This window comes from Candidatus Methylacidiphilales bacterium (genome assembly GCA_028713655.1).
In the GTDB taxonomy this organism is placed as follows: Bacteria; Verrucomicrobiota; Verrucomicrobiia; order Methylacidiphilales; family JAAUTS01; genus JAQTNW01.
In genome coordinates, this window is record JAQTNW010000002.1 from 30,880 (window position 1) to 50,504 (window position 19,625).

The window sequence follows — 19,625 nt, forward strand, 5'->3', positions numbered from 1 at the left end:
CAAACAAAATACCATTATGATCCCTGCATTCATCCTGTTCGTCTTCGCTGTTATTTACCGTGTCGTCCTCGGTTTTATGGGAGGCGGCGATTCCTGGCTTCCAAACTTCGCGCCCGTTGCCGCCATCGCGCTTTGCGCGCCATGCCTTTTCCCGCGCCGCGCCGCCCTGGTCCTGCCGCTGGCCATTCTCCTGGCTTCGGATGTTGTCTTAAACTGGCACCTCAGCGCCGCCTTGATTACTGGCGAAATGTTTGCGCGCTACATCGCGCTGTTGGCGATCGCCATGGTCGGCCTGCATCTCAGCACAAACCCTCGTATCGGCCGTTTCGTGTTCGCAAGTGCAGCCGGCTCCACGGGCTTTTACCTGATCACGAATACCGCCTCCTGGTTTGCCGCGCCCGAATATGCAAAGACCCTCGGCGGCTGGGTCCAGGCCCTCACCATCGGGGTGCCCGGCTATCTCCCGACCTGGATGTTCTTCCGGAACACACTGGTGAGCGACATGGTGTTTACGCTGCTCTTCGTGGGTTGCTTTGCCTTGGACCGGCATCTTTCGGCCAAAAAGGCGGGTCTTGCGCAAGACCCATCAACAGCAGCCGGAAATGGTTTGAATTGAACCACGAAAACGGATTTGCCGCGCGAACTCCGACGCATATCGCGAGTTCGCGTTCTTCCTGTAAACGTGTTAAAGCCTCCCGTTTTCCATCTGCGGGTATCTGTGTAATCTGCGGTTAAAACATGTTCTTTTTTGCGTCTTGGCGCCTTTTGCCCTCCGCGTTAAATCTTGCTTGCTCCCTGCGACTGAGTGATGAGTAAATAGAACTCGCAGAATGATCCGCGCACGGTAGTTTCGCCCTATGAGCCGGGCGTGGCGTGTAATTCTGATCTTGGGCGGGCTGATGCTTCTTAGCTTGTTTGCGGCTGCTGCAGTTCTCTACTGGCAGGCGGCCCAATACCTGCGGAGCGAATCCTTCCTGAAGCTGGTTTCGCAGGCGACTGCGAATGCCCTCCAGGTCCGCGGCGAATTTTCACCGATCCAATGGACCGGCACATCGGCCTACGCGGACAGTTTCACCGCCAAGGGCCTGCCCGGCGGCGCCATCAAATCCCTCAAAGCCTATCAAATTCGTACGGAACTGGATTGGTTCGACCTGATATTCGGCAAATGGCATCTGACCACGATTGAAATTCGCTCGGCAGAGTTGCAACTTCAGGATTCTCCCGCGTCCACAAACCCGGCCGCGCCCGCCGCCGCCACCACAGAGCCCGGCTTGGAAGGCGCGGCCTCCCTCTCATCCGCAGGTTCGAGGAAACCTGTTTTGATCGACAAGATCCTCATTCAAAATGCCCGCGTTCTCTGGCCGATTGCCCCCGCTCCGGGGTCCGGATTGATCTCCGACACCAGGATAACCCTGACATCCGAAGGCAAATCCTGGCTGGTCACGCTTGCGGGGGGCAAAGTTCAGCAGGCCGGTTTTCCGGAATTTACCCTGCGTGAAGGCAGCCTGCGCTGCCATCAGGATATTATTTACATTCTCAATACCGTCCTGCTGCACCCCGATCACGGCCAGATTGCAATCACCGGGGAGGCCCGCCTGCAACCCACCCGTCAGTTGCAACTCGATTTTGATGTCCAAAAAATCCCGGTCACCTCCCTGCTTTCGGGAGACTGGCGCGCCCGGCTCACAGGCGATCTGAGCGGGACCATCCACCTTCGCGATCCCGACGGGACTACTCCCGCCAGCCGCCTCTACGGAAGCATCCAACTGGAAGACGGACGGTTGGAAGCATTGCCCGCTTTGGACCAATTGGCCGAGGTCACAGGAACGCGGGATTTTAAAAGCCTGCGACTGCATACAGCCCGTACCGACTTCGAAAAGAGCGGAGCCAACCTGAGTTTTTCAGGGATCAAGATTGAATCGGAATCGCTCCTTCGTCTGGAAGGCCGACTTGACATCACAGGCGGCACACTCAACGGCCTGCTGGACGCCGGCACGGTCCCCTCCGCCCTGCAATTGTTGCCGGGCGCCGCCGATAAAGTCTTCACGCGCAAGGCCGACGGCTATATATGGGCGGTTCCGGCAGTGGCCATTACCGGGACGCAGGACCAGCCGGTGGAGGATTTATCACCGCGCATCAAACAGGCCGCCATCGAAAAAATCACCGAAAAGGCCGGCGACGTGATCAACAGCGCCCTCGACTGGCTCAAGCCCTACATCAAATAGCAGCCTGCTCAAGATTCATCGGAGTTTACTCGCAATGACTATCGGAGTTGAGTCAATTCACGCTGGAAATCCATGTAAATTATAATTTATATGATAAAACACATTCAATTTTTTTTATTCAAATCCAGCCTCATTCCAGGTCCGTTTCAGCTTACATCAATCCTGCGGAAGCAGCCTGTTTTCTCAATACGCTGAAAGAATTTCCAACTTCAGCGGCCATCTCTTTCCAGCCCCCGGCTTCGATGGAAATCGGGCCGCTGTAACCAACGTCGCGCAGCGCGCGAAAAAAGTCGGAGAAATCGTCGCCAGCGGTTCCCGGCGGTGTGCGTTCTGCTCGTTCGGCCACATGCACATGATGCAGCAATTCTCCAAATTTTATGATTTCGCCAGGCCCCTCTCCCTCATGCAACATGTGAAAAATATCAGCCAGCAACCGGACATTTGAATGATCAACACGGCGCACGATTTCCGCGCCTTCAGCCAGAGTGTTGATGAAATTGCATTCGCCGGAATTCAAGGGTTCGATGACAACCGTAACGCCGTGACGTTGCGCCAAGGGTGCGAGGACTTTTCCAAATGCGATCAATTGTTCAATGGCATGCTCCTTGGGAAAACCATCCTGCAGTTGCCGGGCGCCGCCGCTGCCAAACACAATCGTATGGATGCCCGCCTTTTCCGCGCGGACGAACGCCACTGCGGCGTAGTTTGCAAGGCGAGCTTCATCAACCCGCGGGCCGGTACATTTAAGGCCGGCCGGCAGGAAACAATTTGCCGCACGAACCGGAAACGGCCCGCTTTTCGCGAGATCCAGGTTCGCCTGGAATTCGGCTTCGCTTTTTTCCGGGACGAGGAAACTCTGCACATTTTCTTCGACAAAATTGAAGACGCCCGCAGGAAGGGATTGGACTGCGCTGAGGGAGGTACAAAGACCGAAGAGCATAAAATATGCAGTTAAAGCTTACTCCAGCTTTTGAGCAGCGGCCTGTGCCAGCAGACAAAGTTCCGCGGCTTTGAAGGCGTGCTCCTGCGTCATTGCAGTTTCCGTTCGATTAAGGCTGTCCAGGATCAGCCGGCCAAAAAATGGAAAGCCTGTCTTTCCGCTGACATTCATGAATTTTTCGCCTTCATCATTGACCAGAATGAGGTTGTCGCCCTGGCAGGGCTCGCGGCCCACATCGATGTATTTGCGAAGTTCGATAAAACCTTTCGTGCCAAGGATGATCGTGCGGCCATCACCCCAGGTGCGCAATCCATCGGGAGTGAACCAATCCACACGGAAATAATTCGACGCTCCATTGTCAGCCACAAGGGAGGCTTCGCCGAAATCCTCCAGCTCCGGATGCTCGGGGTTGTTGAAATTGGCGACGGCGGCGTTGCTCACCCGGGCGTCTTTCGCTCCGGAGTAATATAGAAATTGCTCGATCTGATGGCTGCCGATGTCGCAAAGGATGCCTCCATATTTGACTTTCTCAAAAAACCACGCGGGACGGCTGGCAGCGCTCAGACGGTGCGGGCCAAGGCCCAACACCTGAATCACGCGTCCGATGGCACCGCCCTCTATGAGTTCTCCTGCCGCAATCGCGCATTCGACATGCAGACGTTCGCTATAATAGACCATGTATTTGCGGCTTGTCTTTTGTACCACTGCCCTCGCTTGAGCCAATTGCTCAAGCGTGGTGAAAGGACTTTTGTCAGTGAAGTAATCCTTGCCCGCTTCCATCACGCGGCAGCCAAGCGGCCCGCGATCACAAGGCACGGCGGCGGCGGCGACCATGTGTACCTGCGGATCATCCAGGATTTCGTCAAGACTCCGCGCAACCCTGGCCTGGGGATGGCTCTTTCTGAGGGCCTCAACCTTATTCGCGTCCGGATCGTAAATCCATTTAAGTACAGCCCCGGCTTCGGTCAGGGCGTTGCACTGGCCGTGAATATGCCCATGATCGAGATGGGCCGCGGCCAGGATAAATTCGCCGGGCTTGACCACCGGAGCGGGTTTGCCCTGTGGCGCATAATTCATTCCGTCGGCTTTGTTCATAGAGGATTGTACCATCAATCACCCCGCAAAGAAATTCGAGGACAAATAGTCGAAGCTCATTTTGATTGAGTCGAAAGGATCTCCGGGGCAGGTGTCTTGCTCAACGATATAGTATTCACACCCTGATGCCTCGGCAGCGGAAAGAATTCGATTCCAATTGAGCGTCCCCGAGCCGATTTCGGCATAGAATGGTTTGTCTTCAATGTTGTATCCGTAATCCTTGAGATGCAGCAGTGGCAACCGTCCCTTGAGTTTTTGGCACCATTCCACCGGATCGCCGCCGCCATATTGCACCCAGTAGGTATCAATTTCCGCGAGTACATTTTTCGGGTTCGTGCGGCTGTAGATGGCATCCAGCGCGATTTGGCCGTTGGGAAGTTTTACAAATTCAATGGCGTGATTGTGATAGGCGAGAACCTGTCCTGCGGCGCGCAATTTGGCTCCGGCGGCATCGAGCTCGCGAACCAACAAATCGACGTCCTCCTGCCTGTTGCATTTTACTCCGGCGGGATAGGGGTAGGCGGTATATTTGACGCCGAGTTTTTGCAGGCGCGCGATCACTTTCTCCGGCTCCTTGCGGATGATATCCGCAGGTTCATGAGTGGCGCAACAAACAAGGCCCTCTCCGTTGAGAATCCGGACGACTTCCTCCTCGGGTATGGATCCGGCGCCGCTGAGCTGGATCGTTTTGTAGCCGATGGCGCGAACTTTTTTGCAGGTGACTGCAAAATCGGCTGCCGTCGCGCAAAAATTGCGCAAGGTATAAAATTGAAGGGCGAGCTGGGATGGTTTCAGGCGCATTTTGGATGGCAGGCTAGGGATTTATCTAGGGGTTAAGGTAAGGTCTGTTGCCGAAGGATTTGCCAATGTCAACGGCGTGCGCGTTCCTGGGCTCCTTCTTTTTGATTTTCGAATTCGCGATCATTCCCTTAAGCCATTTTTCATAAACGGCGGATTTCATGGGAAGTTCAATGGTTTTGGCGCGCGCGGACGAAAGCAGCATGGCGTTGGCCAGTTCGACGGAATGAATGCCTTCGGCTGCCGGAGCGATCAGCCGTCCCTTGTCGAGAATGGCGGCGGCAAAATTGTTGATGATTTCCACATGCTGCCCGCCATGGCTCTTGCAGGGAATGAGCACATCCCAGGTTTCCGGCACGCTCCAGAACTCCTTGGTGGTCCGGCTGAATTCGCCCATGGGCGTTTCATTTCGCAAAAAGCGGAGTTGGTCGTTTTCATAGACGATCCGGCCGTTTTCGCCGACGACTTCCAGGCGGTTTGTGCCGGGTGCCTCACCGGTGGAGGCGATCCAGACACCGGTCATTCCGTCGGCATATTCGAGGTAGGCGGTCACATCATCCTCGACCTCGATTTTGTGATAGCGCCCGTAGGTGCAAAAGGCGCGGATGCGTTTCGGCATTCCGAACATCCACTGCCAGAGGTCCAGGTTGTGCGGGCATTGGTTCAAAAGCGTGCCGCCGCCTTCTCCGCCCCAGGTGGCGCGCCAGCCGCCGGAGTCATAATAGGCGTGCGAGCGGAACCAGTTGGTGATGGTCCATTGTACACGCCGGAGCTTGCCTAGCTCACCACTGCGGATAAGATTCCGCAACTTGATGTAATACGGATCGGTGCGCTGGTTGAACATGGCCGCAAAAACCTGCTTTTTATTCGTGTGGGCCTTGATGAGGCGCTCGCAATCGGCCTTGTGGACGGAAATCGGTTTTTCAACGAGCACATGCAGGCCCGCCTTGAGCGCGGCAATGCCGAGGGTGGTATGGGAATAATGGGGCGTGGCGATGAGCACGGCGTCGCACTTGCCGGACTGGATGAGGTCCATGCCGTCCCGGAAAAAATCCACCTGTGGGAATTTTTTCTGATGCTCGGGTTTGAGATCCGCGACGGCGGCGAGCTCGCAGCGGGGTGATTGGTTTTGGAGGATGGAATGGGAATGGGTGGTTCCCATGTTGCCGAGGCCGATGATGCCCAAACGCAATTTTTTCATAGGGTGTGATGGTTATCCTGCTTGACCCCACACGTGTAAGGTCTTAGCGTCACCCTGTCAAATGAAATCTTCCATCCAGTCCACCGCCGGCCTCGCCCAGGAACTCGGCCTCTCCCGGTGGTCCGTCTCCCGCGCCCTCAATTTCCAGCCCGGCCTCAACAAATCCACCGCGGATAAAATCCGCGAAACCGCCCGCCGGCACGGCTTCACCCCAAGCCTGCTCGGACGCGGCCTGCGCTCCGGTAAAACCGACCTCATCGGAGTTTGCGCCCCCAACCTTGTGGATTATTTCCTGACCGACAAAATTTCACGCCTCCGCGAGGCCATGTCGAAACGCGGGCTCCGCTGTGTCATGCAAATCATCAGCACCCTTCCCGCTGAGGAAAATGCGGCCTTGGTGCATTTTGCGGCCATGCGCTGTGCCGGAGTGGTGTCCCTGGCATCGAGCCTTCGCCTCGATGATGCCGGCATTCAGAGTCTGCATTCGGCCGGCATTCCGCTGGTACGGCTCGATCCACTGTTGGATGAATTCCACGGGGAAATAATGACCGACCGCGCTTTTGCCATGCGCCAGGCCGTCGAACATCTCCATTGCTTGGGCCATCGCAGACTGGCTGTGATGGGGATTAATCCGAACCACGCCTACGGCAGGCAAAGAATCCGGGGACTGCAGCAAGGCTGCCGGAAACAGGGCTTGGATTTCAACCGGGATGTCATTTTGTTGAACCGGGACGATTCCGGCGCAACTCCGGACTTTGAACTCGGCGCAATCCTCTCCCATGATTATATTTCACTCGGCAAAAAACGCCCCGCCGCGATTCTTGCCCTGAACGACCGGGTTGCGCTCGGCGCGATGCATCAACTGCAAAAGCAGGGAATCCGTGTGCCGCGGGATGTCTCAATCCTCGGATATGACAACGCCGATTTTTGCCCGCATGTCACACCCTCGCTTACCTCATTGGATTTACAGGCGCCGGTCCTGATCGATAACGCCGTGAAAATGCTTTTGCCGCCAAGTTCAAACAAAACCCGCACCGAAAGCGCAGGGGTCCGCATCAAGCCCCGGTTGATCATCCGGGAATCAACGGGACCCGCGCCACGAAACAGGTAATTCAATCCAGATGCCTCCAAATCCATGACTAACACCTTGATTCACCCGGATTTTCTTCTCGAAAATAAAACAGCCCGCCGACTTTATCACGAAGTCGCCGCGGAACTGCCCATCATCGACTACCACTGCCATTTGCCTCCGGCAGACATCGCCGCCGACCGGCGTTTCGCGAATCTTTATGACATCTGGCTGGAGGGCGACCACTACAAATGGCGGGCACTGCGGAGCAACGGAATCGCGGAGAATTTGATCACCGGCAACGCTGCGCCAAAGGAAAAATTTATGGCCTGGGCGCGGACACTTCCCATGCTTTGGCGTAATCCGCTCCATCATTGGACCCAGCTTGAACTCGCCCGTTACTTTGATATTTATGAGCCCTTGGATGAAACAACGGCCGGCTCCATCTGGGAACGCGCCAATGCGCGCCTTGCCGAACCGGATTTTACCGTGCGCGGAATTTTGAAAAAAATGCGCGTCAACGTTGTCTGCACCACCGATGACCCGACCGACTCCCTGGAGCATCATCAGGCTGCGAATGCCTCCGGATTGCCGGTCAAAATCCTGCCGACCTTCCGGCCTGATCGAGCCATGGCTATTCAGGATACAAAGACATGGAATGAATGGGTGGACGCACTCGCTGCAAGGAGCGGAGTGAGCATACGGGATTTTGGCGATTTTCTGGCAGCCTTGCGCGCGCGCCATGATTTTTTTCACAAAATCGGAGGACGGCTATCCGACCATGGGTTCAGTTGCTGCCCGAGTGCGGCGGCCACCAATGCGGAACTGCAATCCATTTTCGCAAAAGCCCGGCAGGACGGCACCGTAACGGATCATGAAGCGGAACAATTTGCCACCCGAATCCTGCTCGATGTCGCTCGCTGGAACCATGAGAAAGGCTGGATCCTCCAGCTTCACCTGGGTCCGATGCGCAACAATAACACCCGGAAAATGCGCCAGCTTGGCAGGGACTCCGGCTTTGATTCCATCGGCGACTGGCCGCAGGCGGAAAAACTCAGCCGCTTGCTCGATGCTCTGGATGCCACAGATCAACTGCCCCGGACCATCCTCTACAATAACAATCCGGCGGATAATTATGTTTTTGCGTCGCTGATTGGCAATTTCCAGGACGGATCCATCCCCGGCAAAGTCCAATTTGGCGCAGCCTGGTGGTTCCTGGACCAAAAGGAAGGCATGGAATGGCAGCTCAATGCGCTTTCCAATCTCGGTTTGCTCCGGCATTTTGTCGGGATGATCACCGATTCCCGGTCCTTCCTCTCCTACACGCGCCACGAATATTTCCGGCGCATCCTGTGCAATCTTCTGGGGCGCGACGTGGAAGCGGGCCTGGTCCCCAATGATAAAAAGCGGCTTTCGGAATACGTAACAGCAATTTGTTATGAAAATGCGCGCGCGTACTTTAAATTTTAACCCGGCAATGATCCACCCCAAACAAGGCAACTTCTATGAATCCACTCTTTACCCTCGAAAATGAAGCCGCCGTCGTGATCGGCGGCACGGGCGTGCTCGGCGCCACCATCGCACTGGCATTGTCGGAAGCGGGCGCGCGCGTCGCTGTGTGCGGACGTTCCGAAGAACGAGGTGCGGTCTGCGTCGAAGCCATCAAAAAGGCGGGTGGCAAGGCGGTCTTTGTCAAAGCGGATGCCCTGTCCAGGGAAAGCCTGGCGCTGGCTCATCGTGAAATTGAAACCCGTCTGGGCCGCCCAAGCATTCTCGTCAATGCGGCAGGTGGCAACGATCCCAAAGCGACGGTATCTGCGGATCATCCCTTTGACACAATCAACCTTCCCGACTGGCAGGCCTGTTTTGATGTCAATCTCGTCGGCGGCGCGCTGCTCCCCTGCCAGGAATTCGGCGCCGCAATGGCCTCACGCGGCAAAGGCAGCATCATCAACATCGCCAGCGTCTCCGCGCATTTGCCGCTCTCGCGGGTGGTGGCCTACTCCGCGGCCAAGGCGGCGGTGCTGAACCTCACGCAATTCCTCGCGCGCGAATGGGCGCCGCACGGCGTGCGCGTCAATTCGATCACTCCTGGATTTTTCCCGGCCGAACAAAACCGGCGTCTGCTTTTCAACGAAGACGGCACGCCGACCCCGCGCTCCAGGTCCATCCTCGGCCATACTCCGATGGCGCGATTCGGCGAACCGCGTGAACTCACCGGCGCCGCCATTTTTCTCGCATCACAAAAAGCCAGCAGCTTTGTCACCGGTTCGGATATCCGTGTGGACGGAGGCTTTTTATGCCAGACAATCTAAAACCAGTCGCTGGAGCAAGAACAGCAAAGGGCGCTGCGCTGGCTGACAAGGAAGTCCGTGAAATTATCGGCCGTGCGCTTGATCCGGCTGCCTATCAGGGCAAGCGCATCCTGCTGATTGTTCCCGACGGCACCCGCACCGCGCCGGTCGGGTTGTTGTTTCGGGAAATTTTTGAGAGGCTCTCAACCGTTGCGGCCAAAATCGACGTCATGATCGCCCTCGGCACGCATCCGCCGATGAGCGATGAGGCGATTCGCGCCCGCATGGAAATCAGCCTTGAGGAACGCCGTTCCAAATATGCTCGGGTCGAGTTCATCAATCACGCATGGAATTCACCCTCCGCGCTCCACCGGCTGGGGGTCATTCCCGCGAAGGAAATCAGCGATTTGTCAGGCGGGCTCTTCGCCATGGACGTGCCGGTCGAGATCAACCGGCGGATTTTCGATTACGATCAATTGATCATCGCAGGGCCGGTTTTCCCTCATGAGGTCGTCGGCTGCTCGGGCGGCAACAAATACCTCTTCCCCGGCATCGCCGGACCCGAAATTCTCAATTTTTTTCACTGGCTCGGCGCGGTGATCACCAATCCGATGATTATCGGGAACAAATGGACGCCCGTCCGCAAGGTGGTGGATCGCGCAGCCGCCATGGTGCCGGTGGACAGGTTTTGCTTTTGCATGGTCGTGGACCAGGCGGGGCTGGCCGGCCTTTATGCCGGAACACCCGAAGCCGCGTGGGACGCGGCCAGCGATCTTTCCCGCGAATTGCACATCGTTTACAAGGAACACCCGTTCCACACCGTCCTGTCCTGCGCCCCGAAGATGTATGACGAGCTCTGGACCGGCGGGAAATGCATGTACAAACTCGAACCCGTGGTCGCCGACGGGGGCGAGCTGATCATCTACGCCCCGCACATCACGGAAGTTTCGGAAGTGCACGGCGCCCTTATCCGGGAAATCGGCTACCATTGCCGCGATTACTTTGTGAAGCAATGGGACTGTTTCAAAAATTATCCCTGGGGCACTCTGGCCCATTCCACGCATGTCCATGGGATCGGCACGTACAAGGACGGCATTGAAACCCCGCGCATCCGGGTCACGCTGGCCACCGGCATCCCGGAAGCGGTCTGCCGCAAGATCAACCTCGGCTGGCGCGATCCGGCTTCGATCGACGTGGAAAGTTTTGCCAACCGCGAGGACGAAGGCGTCCTGCTTGTCCGAAAAGCAGGGGAAATGCTTTATCATCTGGACAACCCGCCGGGCTGGGCCGGGGGAAAAGCATGAGCCTTTTCGTGGTCATGGGTGTCTCGGGCTGCGGCAAGAGCAGCGTTGCGGATCTGCTGGCGAAAAAAACCGGCGGCCAATTTCTCGATGCCGACAGTTTCCATCCCGCTGCTAACAAGTCAAAAATGGCCGCGGGCATTCCTCTCACCGACGAGGATCGTTGGGATTGGCTGGACACCTTGAATCATGAATTGAAACGGCAGGCCGCATCGTCGGCGCGTCCTGTTTTTCTGGCTTGTTCCGCGCTACGCCAGGCTTACCGCGACCGCCTGGCCGACGGGTTGGATCACTTGCGTTTTATTTACCTGAAAGGCTCGAAGGAATGCATTCGCGCCCGTTTGGAAACCCGGCAGAATCACTACATGCCGCCCACGCTGCTGGAAAGCCAGTTCGCAACCCTTGAGGAACCTGAAGATGCGATTCTTGTGGATATCGAGCGGCCGCTGGCTGAAATCATCGGCAATATTTTGCCACAACTTTCCCGGTCCAAACCTTGAAACCCTTGCGGTATGCCCGCTATTTGGGAGCGTCAGGCTTGTAGGTGGTTTCCTTGTAATTGCGCCAGGCTGATTCGACACTCTTGAACAGGGACAACACCTGCTCCTCGCTGATAAGCCGGTATTCCACGGTCTTGGCATGGGTCGTTGTCGGGTAGTTCTTGATCACCGTGGTTTGCAGGTTTCCCTGTCCAGTTTTGTCCATCAGGTCTGAAAAGTGTTGCTGGATATCCCCCTTGATCGACTCTCCGATGCCGCCAGGGGCGTGTACATCCACGGGCGCCAGATAATAAAAGCGGGCCGTCGTATTGCCCGTGGTATCGACGGTCAGTTCCTTGACGCGGATTGTCCCATCCACCAGATACTCATGTGTGCTGACGGATGTGATGGAATCCAAGGCAACCACATAACTGCCTCCCGGCAGATCGACTCTCCAAAAGGGCTTTGCCTGGGCTGCGGACAGGCACACACAAAAAAGCAGGACCGGAATGGCGATGAAGAGGATGCGTTTCACGAGGGTGAGCCTAGACATTTTATCCGGCGTATTCGAGCCCTTTATTTTGCATCTCATGTGGCTTGGGCGAGAGGTGGTCGGCCCTGTACGACCTCATTGTTTGAATAGACTCTTCACGGAATAGAAAATAAAATAGGCCAATCCAAAAATCGCTGTAAATGCTGTGGCCCAGAACCCAAAGGGGCCTGGGGAGTAAATACCGCTCGCAATCCAGGAAACATCCTGATGCGATCTATGCGCGAGGAAGCAATCGATTAAATAAAATATTCCGCTCGCCAGAAAGACACACGCACCGACGATAGCCTTGTCTCGGTTGGTCTTCATATTTCTGACGAACGGTATATTAGGCTGAAACGTCTTTGTAAGATAACCACCCCACGACGTGAGGGGCAAAGATTATTTGTCCATCTGGATGGCGGGCATGAGGTCGTTATTTTCCTCGATCCGCATCATGCGAATGTCCCGGACAGAGGCGGCAAACCAGGGCAAGGTTTTTGATAATTCATTGATGGCGACGACGCAGGTGACGGCATTGACGACTTCCGGCTTGCCAAAATAGACGCTGCCCTGCTGCCAATCAAATCCCCTGGCATGGAGGATTTTTTTAATCTCCCCGTAGGCATTGTTATAGGGATCGCCATAGGTTTGCTTGAGAATTTCAATATCGAGGTCAAAAGCAACTGCGTACATACGTTGTTTTCCAGGAGGCGGAAGTGACGACTGGTCTTCCGACAACGGGACATGGAGTCCTTTTTTAGGAAGGATGGGTGTCGGGTTCACGCTCAATCACTAGCAAAACACACCGCTAAAAGCAATGGAATTATATTCCCATGCCGGGAGGCGCAACCTGTTTTCAATGTTCAACTTTGTGATCTTCGCGACCTTCCTGTAAAAAGTGTTGTGCTTTTCTTTGTGCCTTTGCGGACCGCGTGGTCGCGGGCTTTGCGTTAAGTGTTGCTTTCTCGGCACAAAAACTTTCGCAGAATGTTACAATCCTCCAGACAACCGGCCTTCAATTGCCGCAGCCGCGGTTGGTACACGATCCAGAACCCGCCCGCCAGCCAGGCCAGCAACAGAGGCGCCGTGGGGGCAACTTTCCAGCCTTCGAAGTTGATCGAAAACAGCGTGATCCCCCAGAAAAACAAAAGCAGCAGATTGCGACGAAGCTTCAGTCCGGAATCCGAACTGGCCATGACCGCAATCCACCAGCCGGCGCCCAGCAAAAGATCGTAATACATCACATAGGGCGAAATCAGCAAAACCAGGCTGATGGCAAACAGCAGCGCATGTTGGGAGCCGACAGCGCGCAACGGCCGCGACCAGCGCACAAGCAAAGCGGATGCGGCGAACAGCAGCATGGAAAAAACGGAAAAGGCAGCTTCGGCCAATCCCCGCGCCGTGGGCGAGGAATCGTGAAGGCTCAAAAGAAAATAACGCAGGCTCTGGTTCAGATTGAAGATTTGGTTCTGGCCGCCGCAGAGCAGATTTTTCATGACACCCAGCCAGGCCAGATGGGAATCGATCCCGCAGGTCCAGAGGCCGAGCAGGAGAAATCCCAGCGACCCGAGGCAGAGGCCCGAAAAATAGCGCCAATGCCCGGCAAGCAACATGAAGACACCCGGAGCCAGAAGGAATTGCGGTTTGTAAAAAAGACAGGCGGCGAGCAAGCCGGCGAGAAAGGGGCGGTTCCGGCAGAGCAGGAGCGCAGCCCCGGCGTAGATAAAAAAAGAAAGGGCGGCGTTTTGTCCGACAATCAAGCCATAAAAAAACACCGGCAGGCCCGCCATGAAAAGCAAGCCCGGCCTTCCCGCGAGAGAGGGGAAGCATTTCAAAATGAAATAGGCCCCTGCCAGGTAAAGGCCGACAGAAGCTGCCAGCCACAGGGCTGCAAATGTTTTATAAGGCAGTGTCACGAGCGACGAAACCATGAGAGCGTGCAGGGGCGGATATAAATAGTTGAACCCGCTGGTCTTCCCGAAATTGGGGCCTCCAAAAAGTTCACCCATGCGGTCGCCAAGTTTGCTGTCCCGGTAGAGATCCTGCATCCGGCCTTCGGCCACCATTTTTCCAGCGGCGTAGTGCTGCGTCAAATCGCTGCTGAGGATGCGCCCGTTCGTGGCATTAAATCCACTGGCGCCAAACCAAAAGGCGATCAGCCCGGCGCTGAAGATGCAGATGGAGGCGAGGCTCAGGACCTTCAGAAGCAGGAGTCCGGGGTCCGAAAAGGGACTTTTTGAAAGCGGTGTTGAATCCGAGGAAGGCATGGCGTGATAAAAAATATTTTGTGAACCTGTCGGGCTGTGCTTATGATCTCCATTTATGAGTGGAATTGCCAGTCCGGAATGGAACATCAAAACACGGTCCTCAGTCTGCCAAATCAGCGGCCGCGCCTTCCAGGAGGATGAACCTTTTTATACATTGCTGATCGACACACCCGAGGGCCTGTTGCGGACCGACATGTGCCAGGAAGCATGGGAGAGCCGCCAGCCTGCGCCGGAGATGGTTTCGAATTGGAAATCGATCTTCAAGCCCGACCCGCCGGTATCGCCGGATGCCGTGCGCAAGGAGGATGCGGAGTCCGAATTGCGGCGACTCCTGGAAAACCTCACGCCGGAAAACCACAAGACCTGTTATCTCCTGGCCCTGCTGCTGGAGCGGAAGCGCATTTTGAAGTCGCGCGAAAAAATCATGCGGAACGGGCAAAAGCTTGTGGTGTACGAGCATGCGGTGACGCAGGAAACGCTGCTGGTGCCGGAGATTGAGTTCAAGCTTACGGAAATGGACGGGCTGATCGCGGAAATCAGCAGTGGACACGGGATGGTGTTCCGGGTGAACAATCCGGTGGAGCCAATTCCCGAGGAAGCGACCGCCCAGACGTAAGCAGTTTTTGACCTTTTACCGCTGAGAACGCGAAGTGTTTAACACCAAGACGTCCGCCAGAGGACGGATTCGCCCCGTGTGCGAACAAGAGATGCAAAAATGAGGTGAAAGCTTAAAACCTGTCTTAAACCATCCCCCTGACAAGGGGGAAGAAAAGGGGTTTTATTTTGCCCGCGAAACACGCGAAAATCACAAAAGGAAGCCAAAATCCATTTCTCTCACAAAGCCGCGGAGGGCACGAAGGGAAACGGATGGAAATGAAGAATTCAGGATGTGGAATTCAAACTTCTGGATTTGATCTTGTTTCGGAAGTGCAAGCGCACAAACTGCCTTGATGCAGCGCCAACGGCAGGTTGTTCACAATTGGGTTGCCTTTGCAAGAGTTCTACAACACGTTGCAATTGCCGCGCGCGGTTGAACAATACTGTGAGGTCAAAAAATATGCCGCTATATAACATCGCAGCCCTCGTAATCCGGTTCTTTACACTGTCCTGGCTAATTACCGGATTATGCACTATGATTCCCCAGATGGTGTCTATTCCCTATGACTTTTCGTTGGGCACAGCATGCTGTCTTTCTACGCCAGTATTTTTATTTGCTCTGGCTTTTGTGTTTTGGCGTTTTGCCCCTTCTATATCGCGCCTTATGATTCGAGGTATCGAAACTGACATTACGTTTACAACCCTCACAAGAGCGGATTTATATTGCTTTGCCTTTGTTTTGGTTGGCCTTTGGTATTTTTTATCCAGCATTCCCAACGCCCTTAACTGGATACACTATTTACTGAAGATTGCTGCAGAGGGTCAAAAAAATGAGACTTTAGGGAGTTCTGATATTTACGCGCTGTCTCAAGCCATGATTTCTATGGTCTTTGGTGTTGCATGTATTGTAGCCGCCCCCCGTTGGGCGAAACTTTTATTAAGAAATGAAAAGAACTAACCAGACTGCGGAGAGCGTCGCCCGCCGAAGCTAGCGAAAGTTGGCCATTACGAACGCGACGGAATAAAAACATTATGATCAAACTCTTTATATCGTTAGCAACTCGTTATGCGCGTTTCTCGCTTCGCAATTCATCAGGTCCCCGAGTATCGGCATTTGTCTGTGCCGCATTACTCTTTGCCGGTTCACGTCACATATGGATTTACTTTGTTAAATCAGAAGGTGATTCCAATTTATGGTTTGGAGCACTGATGATTGTTGTTGCCTTATTTAATTTTCAAAACCTGGGATTTAAACAACTGTTTGATGAGAAATAAAAATATCGAGCCAGGCCGCCGAATCCTTCACACACCGGCACTTTACGGCTTGTGCCGGTTTTAAGTTCCTAAGTTTTACCTTCCTCTGCGCTGGTTCTAGCCTTTTGCGTCTTTTGCGCATTTTCGCGGCCAAAGCCAGTTTCTGGTTTTCCTCCGCGGCTTTGTGCGAGATTCTGTGTTAGCTTTCAAGAGTTTGAGATGGAGTAAGAGTAGGATTAAGAGTAAGATTTCCATCCGCGTTTGAGAACGGTTTTTTAGGGAATCTCCGACAGGCGCCAGGCCTGGTCCTGCCAGGTGATCCGGTAGTTGCGGCCACCGGCTTTTCGTACAAGTACGCTGGTGTTGCCCGGTTTATCGAAGGACAGGAAAATCAATTGCTCGCGATGTTGTAGGCCGGACAACTGCTCTTCGTAAAAACCCATGTAAAACGGCTGCGGCCCAAACCGATTGGAGGCGTTGGCGCGGGTGAGCGAATACCCGATGGCGCAGGGCACACGGAACAGGGAGCCATAGTTGCAGGAACCCAGCAGTATCGAGGCTTCGTCGTCGCGCGGGTTTCTGAACGGCAGCACCGCCGCAAAGTATTCGCCGGGAGCCTGCAACTGCCGGGCCAATTGCCAGAAGGATTCCGCTTTGCCTGACAAATAAAAATTGCGGTCGGCATTCAGAGGCTGGATGGTCGGCGCCGGGGAGGAAAACAGGGTGCCGCAAAACACAATCATCCCGATACCGAAATATAAAACGGCTTTTTTCCAGAAAATGCGCATCCCGTAGATGGACATCCAAAGGTGCAGGCCGAACAACAGCAAAAAGCCTTCCTTGAAAGGCCAGCGCAGGGAACGGAATACGGGCAGGCTGGAAAAAAGGTGCTGCACCGGCGCCGGGCGGACAAGAAGAACGAAGGCAAAGGCGATAAACAACGCCAGGCAGATTGTTTTGCCCGTCCAGGAGGCAGGCCGGCACAACAGGAGGCAAAAGGCGGCGGGACAGAATAACAAGCCGCAAGCATCCGCTTGTGGACCACCGACGGCAAGAGGCGCGCCGTCCAGGGCGCTAAGGCCGCCAAGAAACCAGGAAAGCGGGACGTGCCAGAACGGGATTTTTCCCTCCTGCAGCATCGAGGCTGACAACCCGTCGGCACGCGTGGCATGGGCAAACCCTGACAAGAATGGCAGGACAAAGGGCAGCAGAATGATGAATGCCAGGGCAAGTGAGCCAAAACAGCGCGCAGCCGGGACGATGTCCCGTTCCGCAACCGAAAGGCCCAAAGCCAGCAGCAACACTGCGAAGTTTTCAAACAGGAACGGCCCGGGATGCCCTCCCATGCAGGCATGAAGTTCCGCAAGGACGAAAACAGCAATCCCGATTTTGGTGTCGCGGCAAAGCAAGCCATAGAGCAACCACGGCAGGGCTGAGGTATTTGCCAGATAGAGCACCCAGGAAGAGCCGATCAGCAATTGGTACACGCCATAAGTCCAACTCAGGCTCAGGAGAGCCGACCAGCAGGGTGAAACCGCGCCCACCCACCGCTTCTGGGCTTCCAGGGCGCAGAAATAAAATCCCAGCGACTGAACGATCAACAGAAAAGAACCCCAGAGTTCCACAATCCAGCGTTCAAGGCCCGCGGAAGCCAGAAGCGAAATCAACAGCAAAACGGGGTGCCAACAATTGATGAAGCTGGGGTCGCGCAGCAGGCAATAGCCCCCGCCAAAGATATAGTCATTGTAGAAAGGATTTTGAAAATGCGCGAGGCGGCGTCCGATTTCGGCCATGACCGGCTGGAAATAGCACAGGTTGTCGTTCGTCAAAAAAAAGAACGGGCGCCACAACTGGAGCAGGAGCAGGACAAGCAGATTGGCTGCCAGCAGGCAGTGCGCGGGACGGGGGATGCCGCCCCATTTTGCAAAACCGGTTTGAGTGGAAGTCATGGTTGAATTTTCATGGCATGTGTGAGATAAGCAGGCTAAGCTGAGATTCACATACACGAGCCCAAAAGTCAAAGGCTGGTTGACATTCAGATCGCTAACGCTAAATGGCACATAAAATGAATGAGGATGCCCGCCCGCCCGATTTTTTCCTGGTTATACCCAGCTACAATGAAAGCGGCCGGTTGCCCGCTTATTTAAGCTCCCTGCTCGAGAACCTGTCCGCCCTGCCCTTCAGCACGGTTGTGCGGGTGGTCGATGACGGCTCCGACACCGGCGATTTGGAAAGCTTGAAAAAAATGCAGCGTTTCCCACAGACAACCGGAAATTGCAAATGCCCGGCCATCCTTGAGCTTCCGAAAAACCTCGGGAAGGGAAATGCCATCCTGGAAGGCTGGCAAAGCTCCGGTGGCGCAGCCTGGGTGGCTTTTGTGGATGCCGACGGCTCGATACCACCCGAGGAAGTCTGCCGCCTGTTTCAATTGGCGCGGCAAAACCCGGGTTTCTCCCTTTTTGCTTCGCGGGTTAAAATGCTGGGCCGGAAGGTTGAAAGAAAATTCTCCCGGCACCTGCTGGGCCGTTTTTTTGCCGCAATGGTCGGCTGCTCGATTTGCCCCGATATCTACGATTCCCAATGCGGTTTTAAAATTATCCCGAGGGAACATTACAATCGGATTTCCACGCTGTTGACGGAACGGAAATTTGCCTTCGACCTGGATTTGCTGATGGCGCTCCTGTCGAACCAACTGCCTGTCATAGAGGTTCCCATCGACTGGCTGGAACGGAAAGGCAGCAAAGTCAAAGTGCTGCGTGACTCGCTCGCGCTGGCGGCCAGCGTCCTGCGTCTCAAACGCAAATATCAACCATGGACCTGATCGAATCGCAACAGCTTGGCCCCGAGCAGGCCTGCTCCCACTGGTATTACCGGAGCAAGTTTAAATTGCTTGAAAAAAGCCTGGCATCCGTTTTGCGGAATCATCCGTCGCCGAAGCTGGCCGATTTTGGGTGCGGGGACGGGATTTTTTTGAAACTCATTGAGCGTTCCGGATTGATGAGCGCGGAGCAGATGACGGGCATTGACTCCGGCTATGCCCGGGCGCAGCAAAGCGGCGAAATCCGGATGCTGCCTGAATTTCCGCCTGGTGGAAAATTTGACGTCATTCTGATGATGGACGTGCTTGAGCATGTCGAGGATGAGCAGGCTGTATTGGCGGAAGTGCTCAAGCATCTGAACAGCGGCGGCACACTTTTTATCACCGTACCCGCATTGCCGATCCTCTGGTCGCGCCATGACGAAATCCTTCTGCATTACCGGCGCTACACGCTCAGCAGCCTCAAGAGTCTGTTGTCTGCTTTTCAGGAGCTGAAAATTTTCAGGCTGCATTATTATTACGGATTGCTGCTTCCCGTGGCGGCGCCGCTGCGCTTTTTCAAACGGCATTCCACGGAAACGCAGACGGACCTTCAACCTGCGCCCGCATTGCTCAACCTTTTGTTGGTAGCGCTTTTCGAGTTGGAATTGCATGTGGCGCGTTGGAATCGCCTGGCCGGACTTTCGGCCGTGGCGGTTTGCCGGTTGGAAAAATAGCAATTCAACCGCAAAGAGGCATTCACCGCAAGTCGCCGA

Annotated in this window: 20 protein-coding genes; 12 read left to right on the top strand and 8 right to left on the bottom strand. The window is 55.1% G+C overall.

Going from position 1 to position 19,625, the window contains the following annotated elements:
* Positions 1–16: 16 nt before the first annotated feature.
* Positions 17–616, top strand: a complete 600-nt coding sequence (locus PHD76_00885) for a hypothetical protein (GenBank protein ID MDD5260380.1) — start codon at positions 17–19, stop codon at positions 614–616.
* A gap of 241 nt (positions 617–857) precedes the next feature.
* Positions 858–2,225 carry a hypothetical protein gene (locus PHD76_00890; GenBank protein ID MDD5260381.1) on the top strand — a complete coding sequence of 456 codons (1,368 nt, stop codon included), beginning with the start codon at positions 858–860 and terminating at the stop codon, positions 2,223–2,225.
* 151 nt (positions 2,226–2,376) lie between these two features.
* On the opposite strand, the gene PHD76_00895 is transcribed toward PHD76_00890, so the two are convergent.
* The 4 genes from PHD76_00895 to PHD76_00910 are packed head-to-tail and all read right to left on the bottom strand — an operon-like array spanning position 2,377 to position 6,259.
* Positions 2,377–3,165 (bottom strand): sugar phosphate isomerase/epimerase, encoded by a 789-nt coding sequence (locus tag PHD76_00895; GenBank protein MDD5260382.1) that lies wholly within the window; start codon positions 3,163–3,165, stop codon positions 2,377–2,379.
* An 18-nt stretch (positions 3,166–3,183) separates the two neighbouring features.
* Positions 3,184–4,260 carry a Gfo/Idh/MocA family oxidoreductase gene (locus PHD76_00900; GenBank protein MDD5260383.1) on the bottom strand — a complete coding sequence of 359 codons (1,077 nt, stop codon included), beginning with the start codon at positions 4,258–4,260 and terminating at the stop codon, positions 3,184–3,186.
* 18 nt (positions 4,261–4,278) lie between these two features.
* Positions 4,279–5,061, bottom strand: a complete 783-nt coding sequence (locus PHD76_00905) for a sugar phosphate isomerase/epimerase (GenBank protein ID MDD5260384.1) — start codon at positions 5,059–5,061, stop codon at positions 4,279–4,281.
* Between the two features lie 25 nt (positions 5,062–5,086).
* On the bottom strand, positions 5,087–6,259 hold the full coding sequence (locus tag PHD76_00910; GenBank protein ID MDD5260385.1) for a Gfo/Idh/MocA family oxidoreductase: 1,173 nt from the start codon (positions 6,257–6,259) through the stop codon (positions 5,087–5,089).
* A 61-nt stretch (positions 6,260–6,320) separates the two neighbouring features.
* Here PHD76_00910 and PHD76_00915 point away from each other — a divergent pair, with 61 nt between their 5' ends.
* Genes PHD76_00915 through PHD76_00935 form a run of 5 tightly spaced genes read left to right on the top strand, consistent with a single transcriptional unit; the run spans position 6,321 to position 11,423 of the window.
* A complete protein-coding gene (locus PHD76_00915; GenBank protein MDD5260386.1) occupies positions 6,321–7,370 on the top strand; it encodes a LacI family DNA-binding transcriptional regulator in 1,050 nt (349 codons plus the stop codon).
* A gap of 24 nt (positions 7,371–7,394) precedes the next feature.
* Complete coding sequence (gene uxaC / locus PHD76_00920) at positions 7,395–8,798, top strand: glucuronate isomerase (GenBank protein ID MDD5260387.1); 1,404 nt, start codon at positions 7,395–7,397, stop codon at positions 8,796–8,798.
* Positions 8,799–8,833: 35 nt separating this feature from the next.
* Positions 8,834–9,643 carry an SDR family oxidoreductase gene (locus tag PHD76_00925; GenBank protein MDD5260388.1) on the top strand — a complete coding sequence of 270 codons (810 nt, stop codon included), beginning with the start codon at positions 8,834–8,836 and terminating at the stop codon, positions 9,641–9,643.
* Positions 9,628–10,926, top strand: coding sequence for a lactate racemase domain-containing protein (locus PHD76_00930; protein ID MDD5260389.1), 1,299 nt, complete (start codon positions 9,628–9,630; stop codon positions 10,924–10,926). Before PHD76_00925 ends, PHD76_00930 begins: the two co-directional genes overlap by 16 nt.
* The gene (locus PHD76_00935) at positions 10,923–11,423 is read left to right on the top strand and encodes a gluconokinase (protein MDD5260390.1); all 501 of its coding nucleotides are present in this window, start codon (positions 10,923–10,925) and stop codon (positions 11,421–11,423) included. Before PHD76_00930 ends, PHD76_00935 begins: the two co-directional genes overlap by 4 nt.
* 19 nt (positions 11,424–11,442) lie before the next feature.
* Here PHD76_00935 and PHD76_00940 read toward each other — a convergent pair whose 3' ends face one another.
* From PHD76_00940 to PHD76_00950, 3 genes are all read right to left on the bottom strand, one after another.
* Positions 11,443–11,955, bottom strand: a complete 513-nt coding sequence (locus PHD76_00940; GenBank protein ID MDD5260391.1) for a hypothetical protein — start codon at positions 11,953–11,955, stop codon at positions 11,443–11,445.
* Between the two features lie 378 nt (positions 11,956–12,333).
* Positions 12,334–12,627, bottom strand: a complete 294-nt coding sequence (locus PHD76_00945) for a virulence protein (GenBank protein ID MDD5260392.1) — start codon at positions 12,625–12,627, stop codon at positions 12,334–12,336.
* A gap of 257 nt (positions 12,628–12,884) precedes the next feature.
* Entirely contained in the window at positions 12,885–14,201 is a 1,317-nt protein-coding gene (locus PHD76_00950) for a glycosyltransferase family 87 protein (protein ID MDD5260393.1), read from the bottom strand.
* Positions 14,202–14,256: 55 nt separating this feature from the next.
* On the opposite strand from PHD76_00950, the gene PHD76_00955 reads away from it, so the two are divergent.
* From PHD76_00955 to PHD76_00965, 3 genes are all read left to right on the top strand, one after another.
* Positions 14,257–14,817, top strand: coding sequence for a hypothetical protein (locus tag PHD76_00955; protein ID MDD5260394.1), 561 nt, complete (start codon positions 14,257–14,259; stop codon positions 14,815–14,817).
* Positions 14,818–15,333: 516 nt separating this feature from the next.
* Complete coding sequence (locus PHD76_00960; GenBank protein MDD5260395.1) at positions 15,334–15,756, top strand: hypothetical protein; 423 nt, start codon at positions 15,334–15,336, stop codon at positions 15,754–15,756.
* 74 nt (positions 15,757–15,830) lie between these two features.
* The gene (locus tag PHD76_00965) at positions 15,831–16,073 is read left to right on the top strand and encodes a hypothetical protein (protein ID MDD5260396.1); all 243 of its coding nucleotides are present in this window, start codon (positions 15,831–15,833) and stop codon (positions 16,071–16,073) included.
* A 254-nt stretch (positions 16,074–16,327) separates the two neighbouring features.
* On the opposite strand, the gene PHD76_00970 is transcribed toward PHD76_00965, so the two are convergent.
* Complete coding sequence (locus tag PHD76_00970) at positions 16,328–18,001, bottom strand: hypothetical protein (GenBank protein ID MDD5260397.1); 1,674 nt, start codon at positions 17,999–18,001, stop codon at positions 16,328–16,330.
* 116 nt (positions 18,002–18,117) lie between these two features.
* Here PHD76_00970 and PHD76_00975 point away from each other — a divergent pair, with 116 nt between their 5' ends.
* Both PHD76_00975 and PHD76_00980 read left to right on the top strand, forming a co-directional pair.
* Positions 18,118–18,873 carry a glycosyltransferase gene (locus PHD76_00975; protein MDD5260398.1) on the top strand — a complete coding sequence of 252 codons (756 nt, stop codon included), beginning with the start codon at positions 18,118–18,120 and terminating at the stop codon, positions 18,871–18,873.
* A complete protein-coding gene (locus PHD76_00980; GenBank protein ID MDD5260399.1) occupies positions 18,864–19,586 on the top strand; it encodes a class I SAM-dependent methyltransferase in 723 nt (240 codons plus the stop codon). The genes PHD76_00975 and PHD76_00980 overlap by 10 nt, the downstream gene beginning before the upstream one ends.
* The last annotated feature ends 39 nt before the right edge of the window (positions 19,587–19,625 follow it).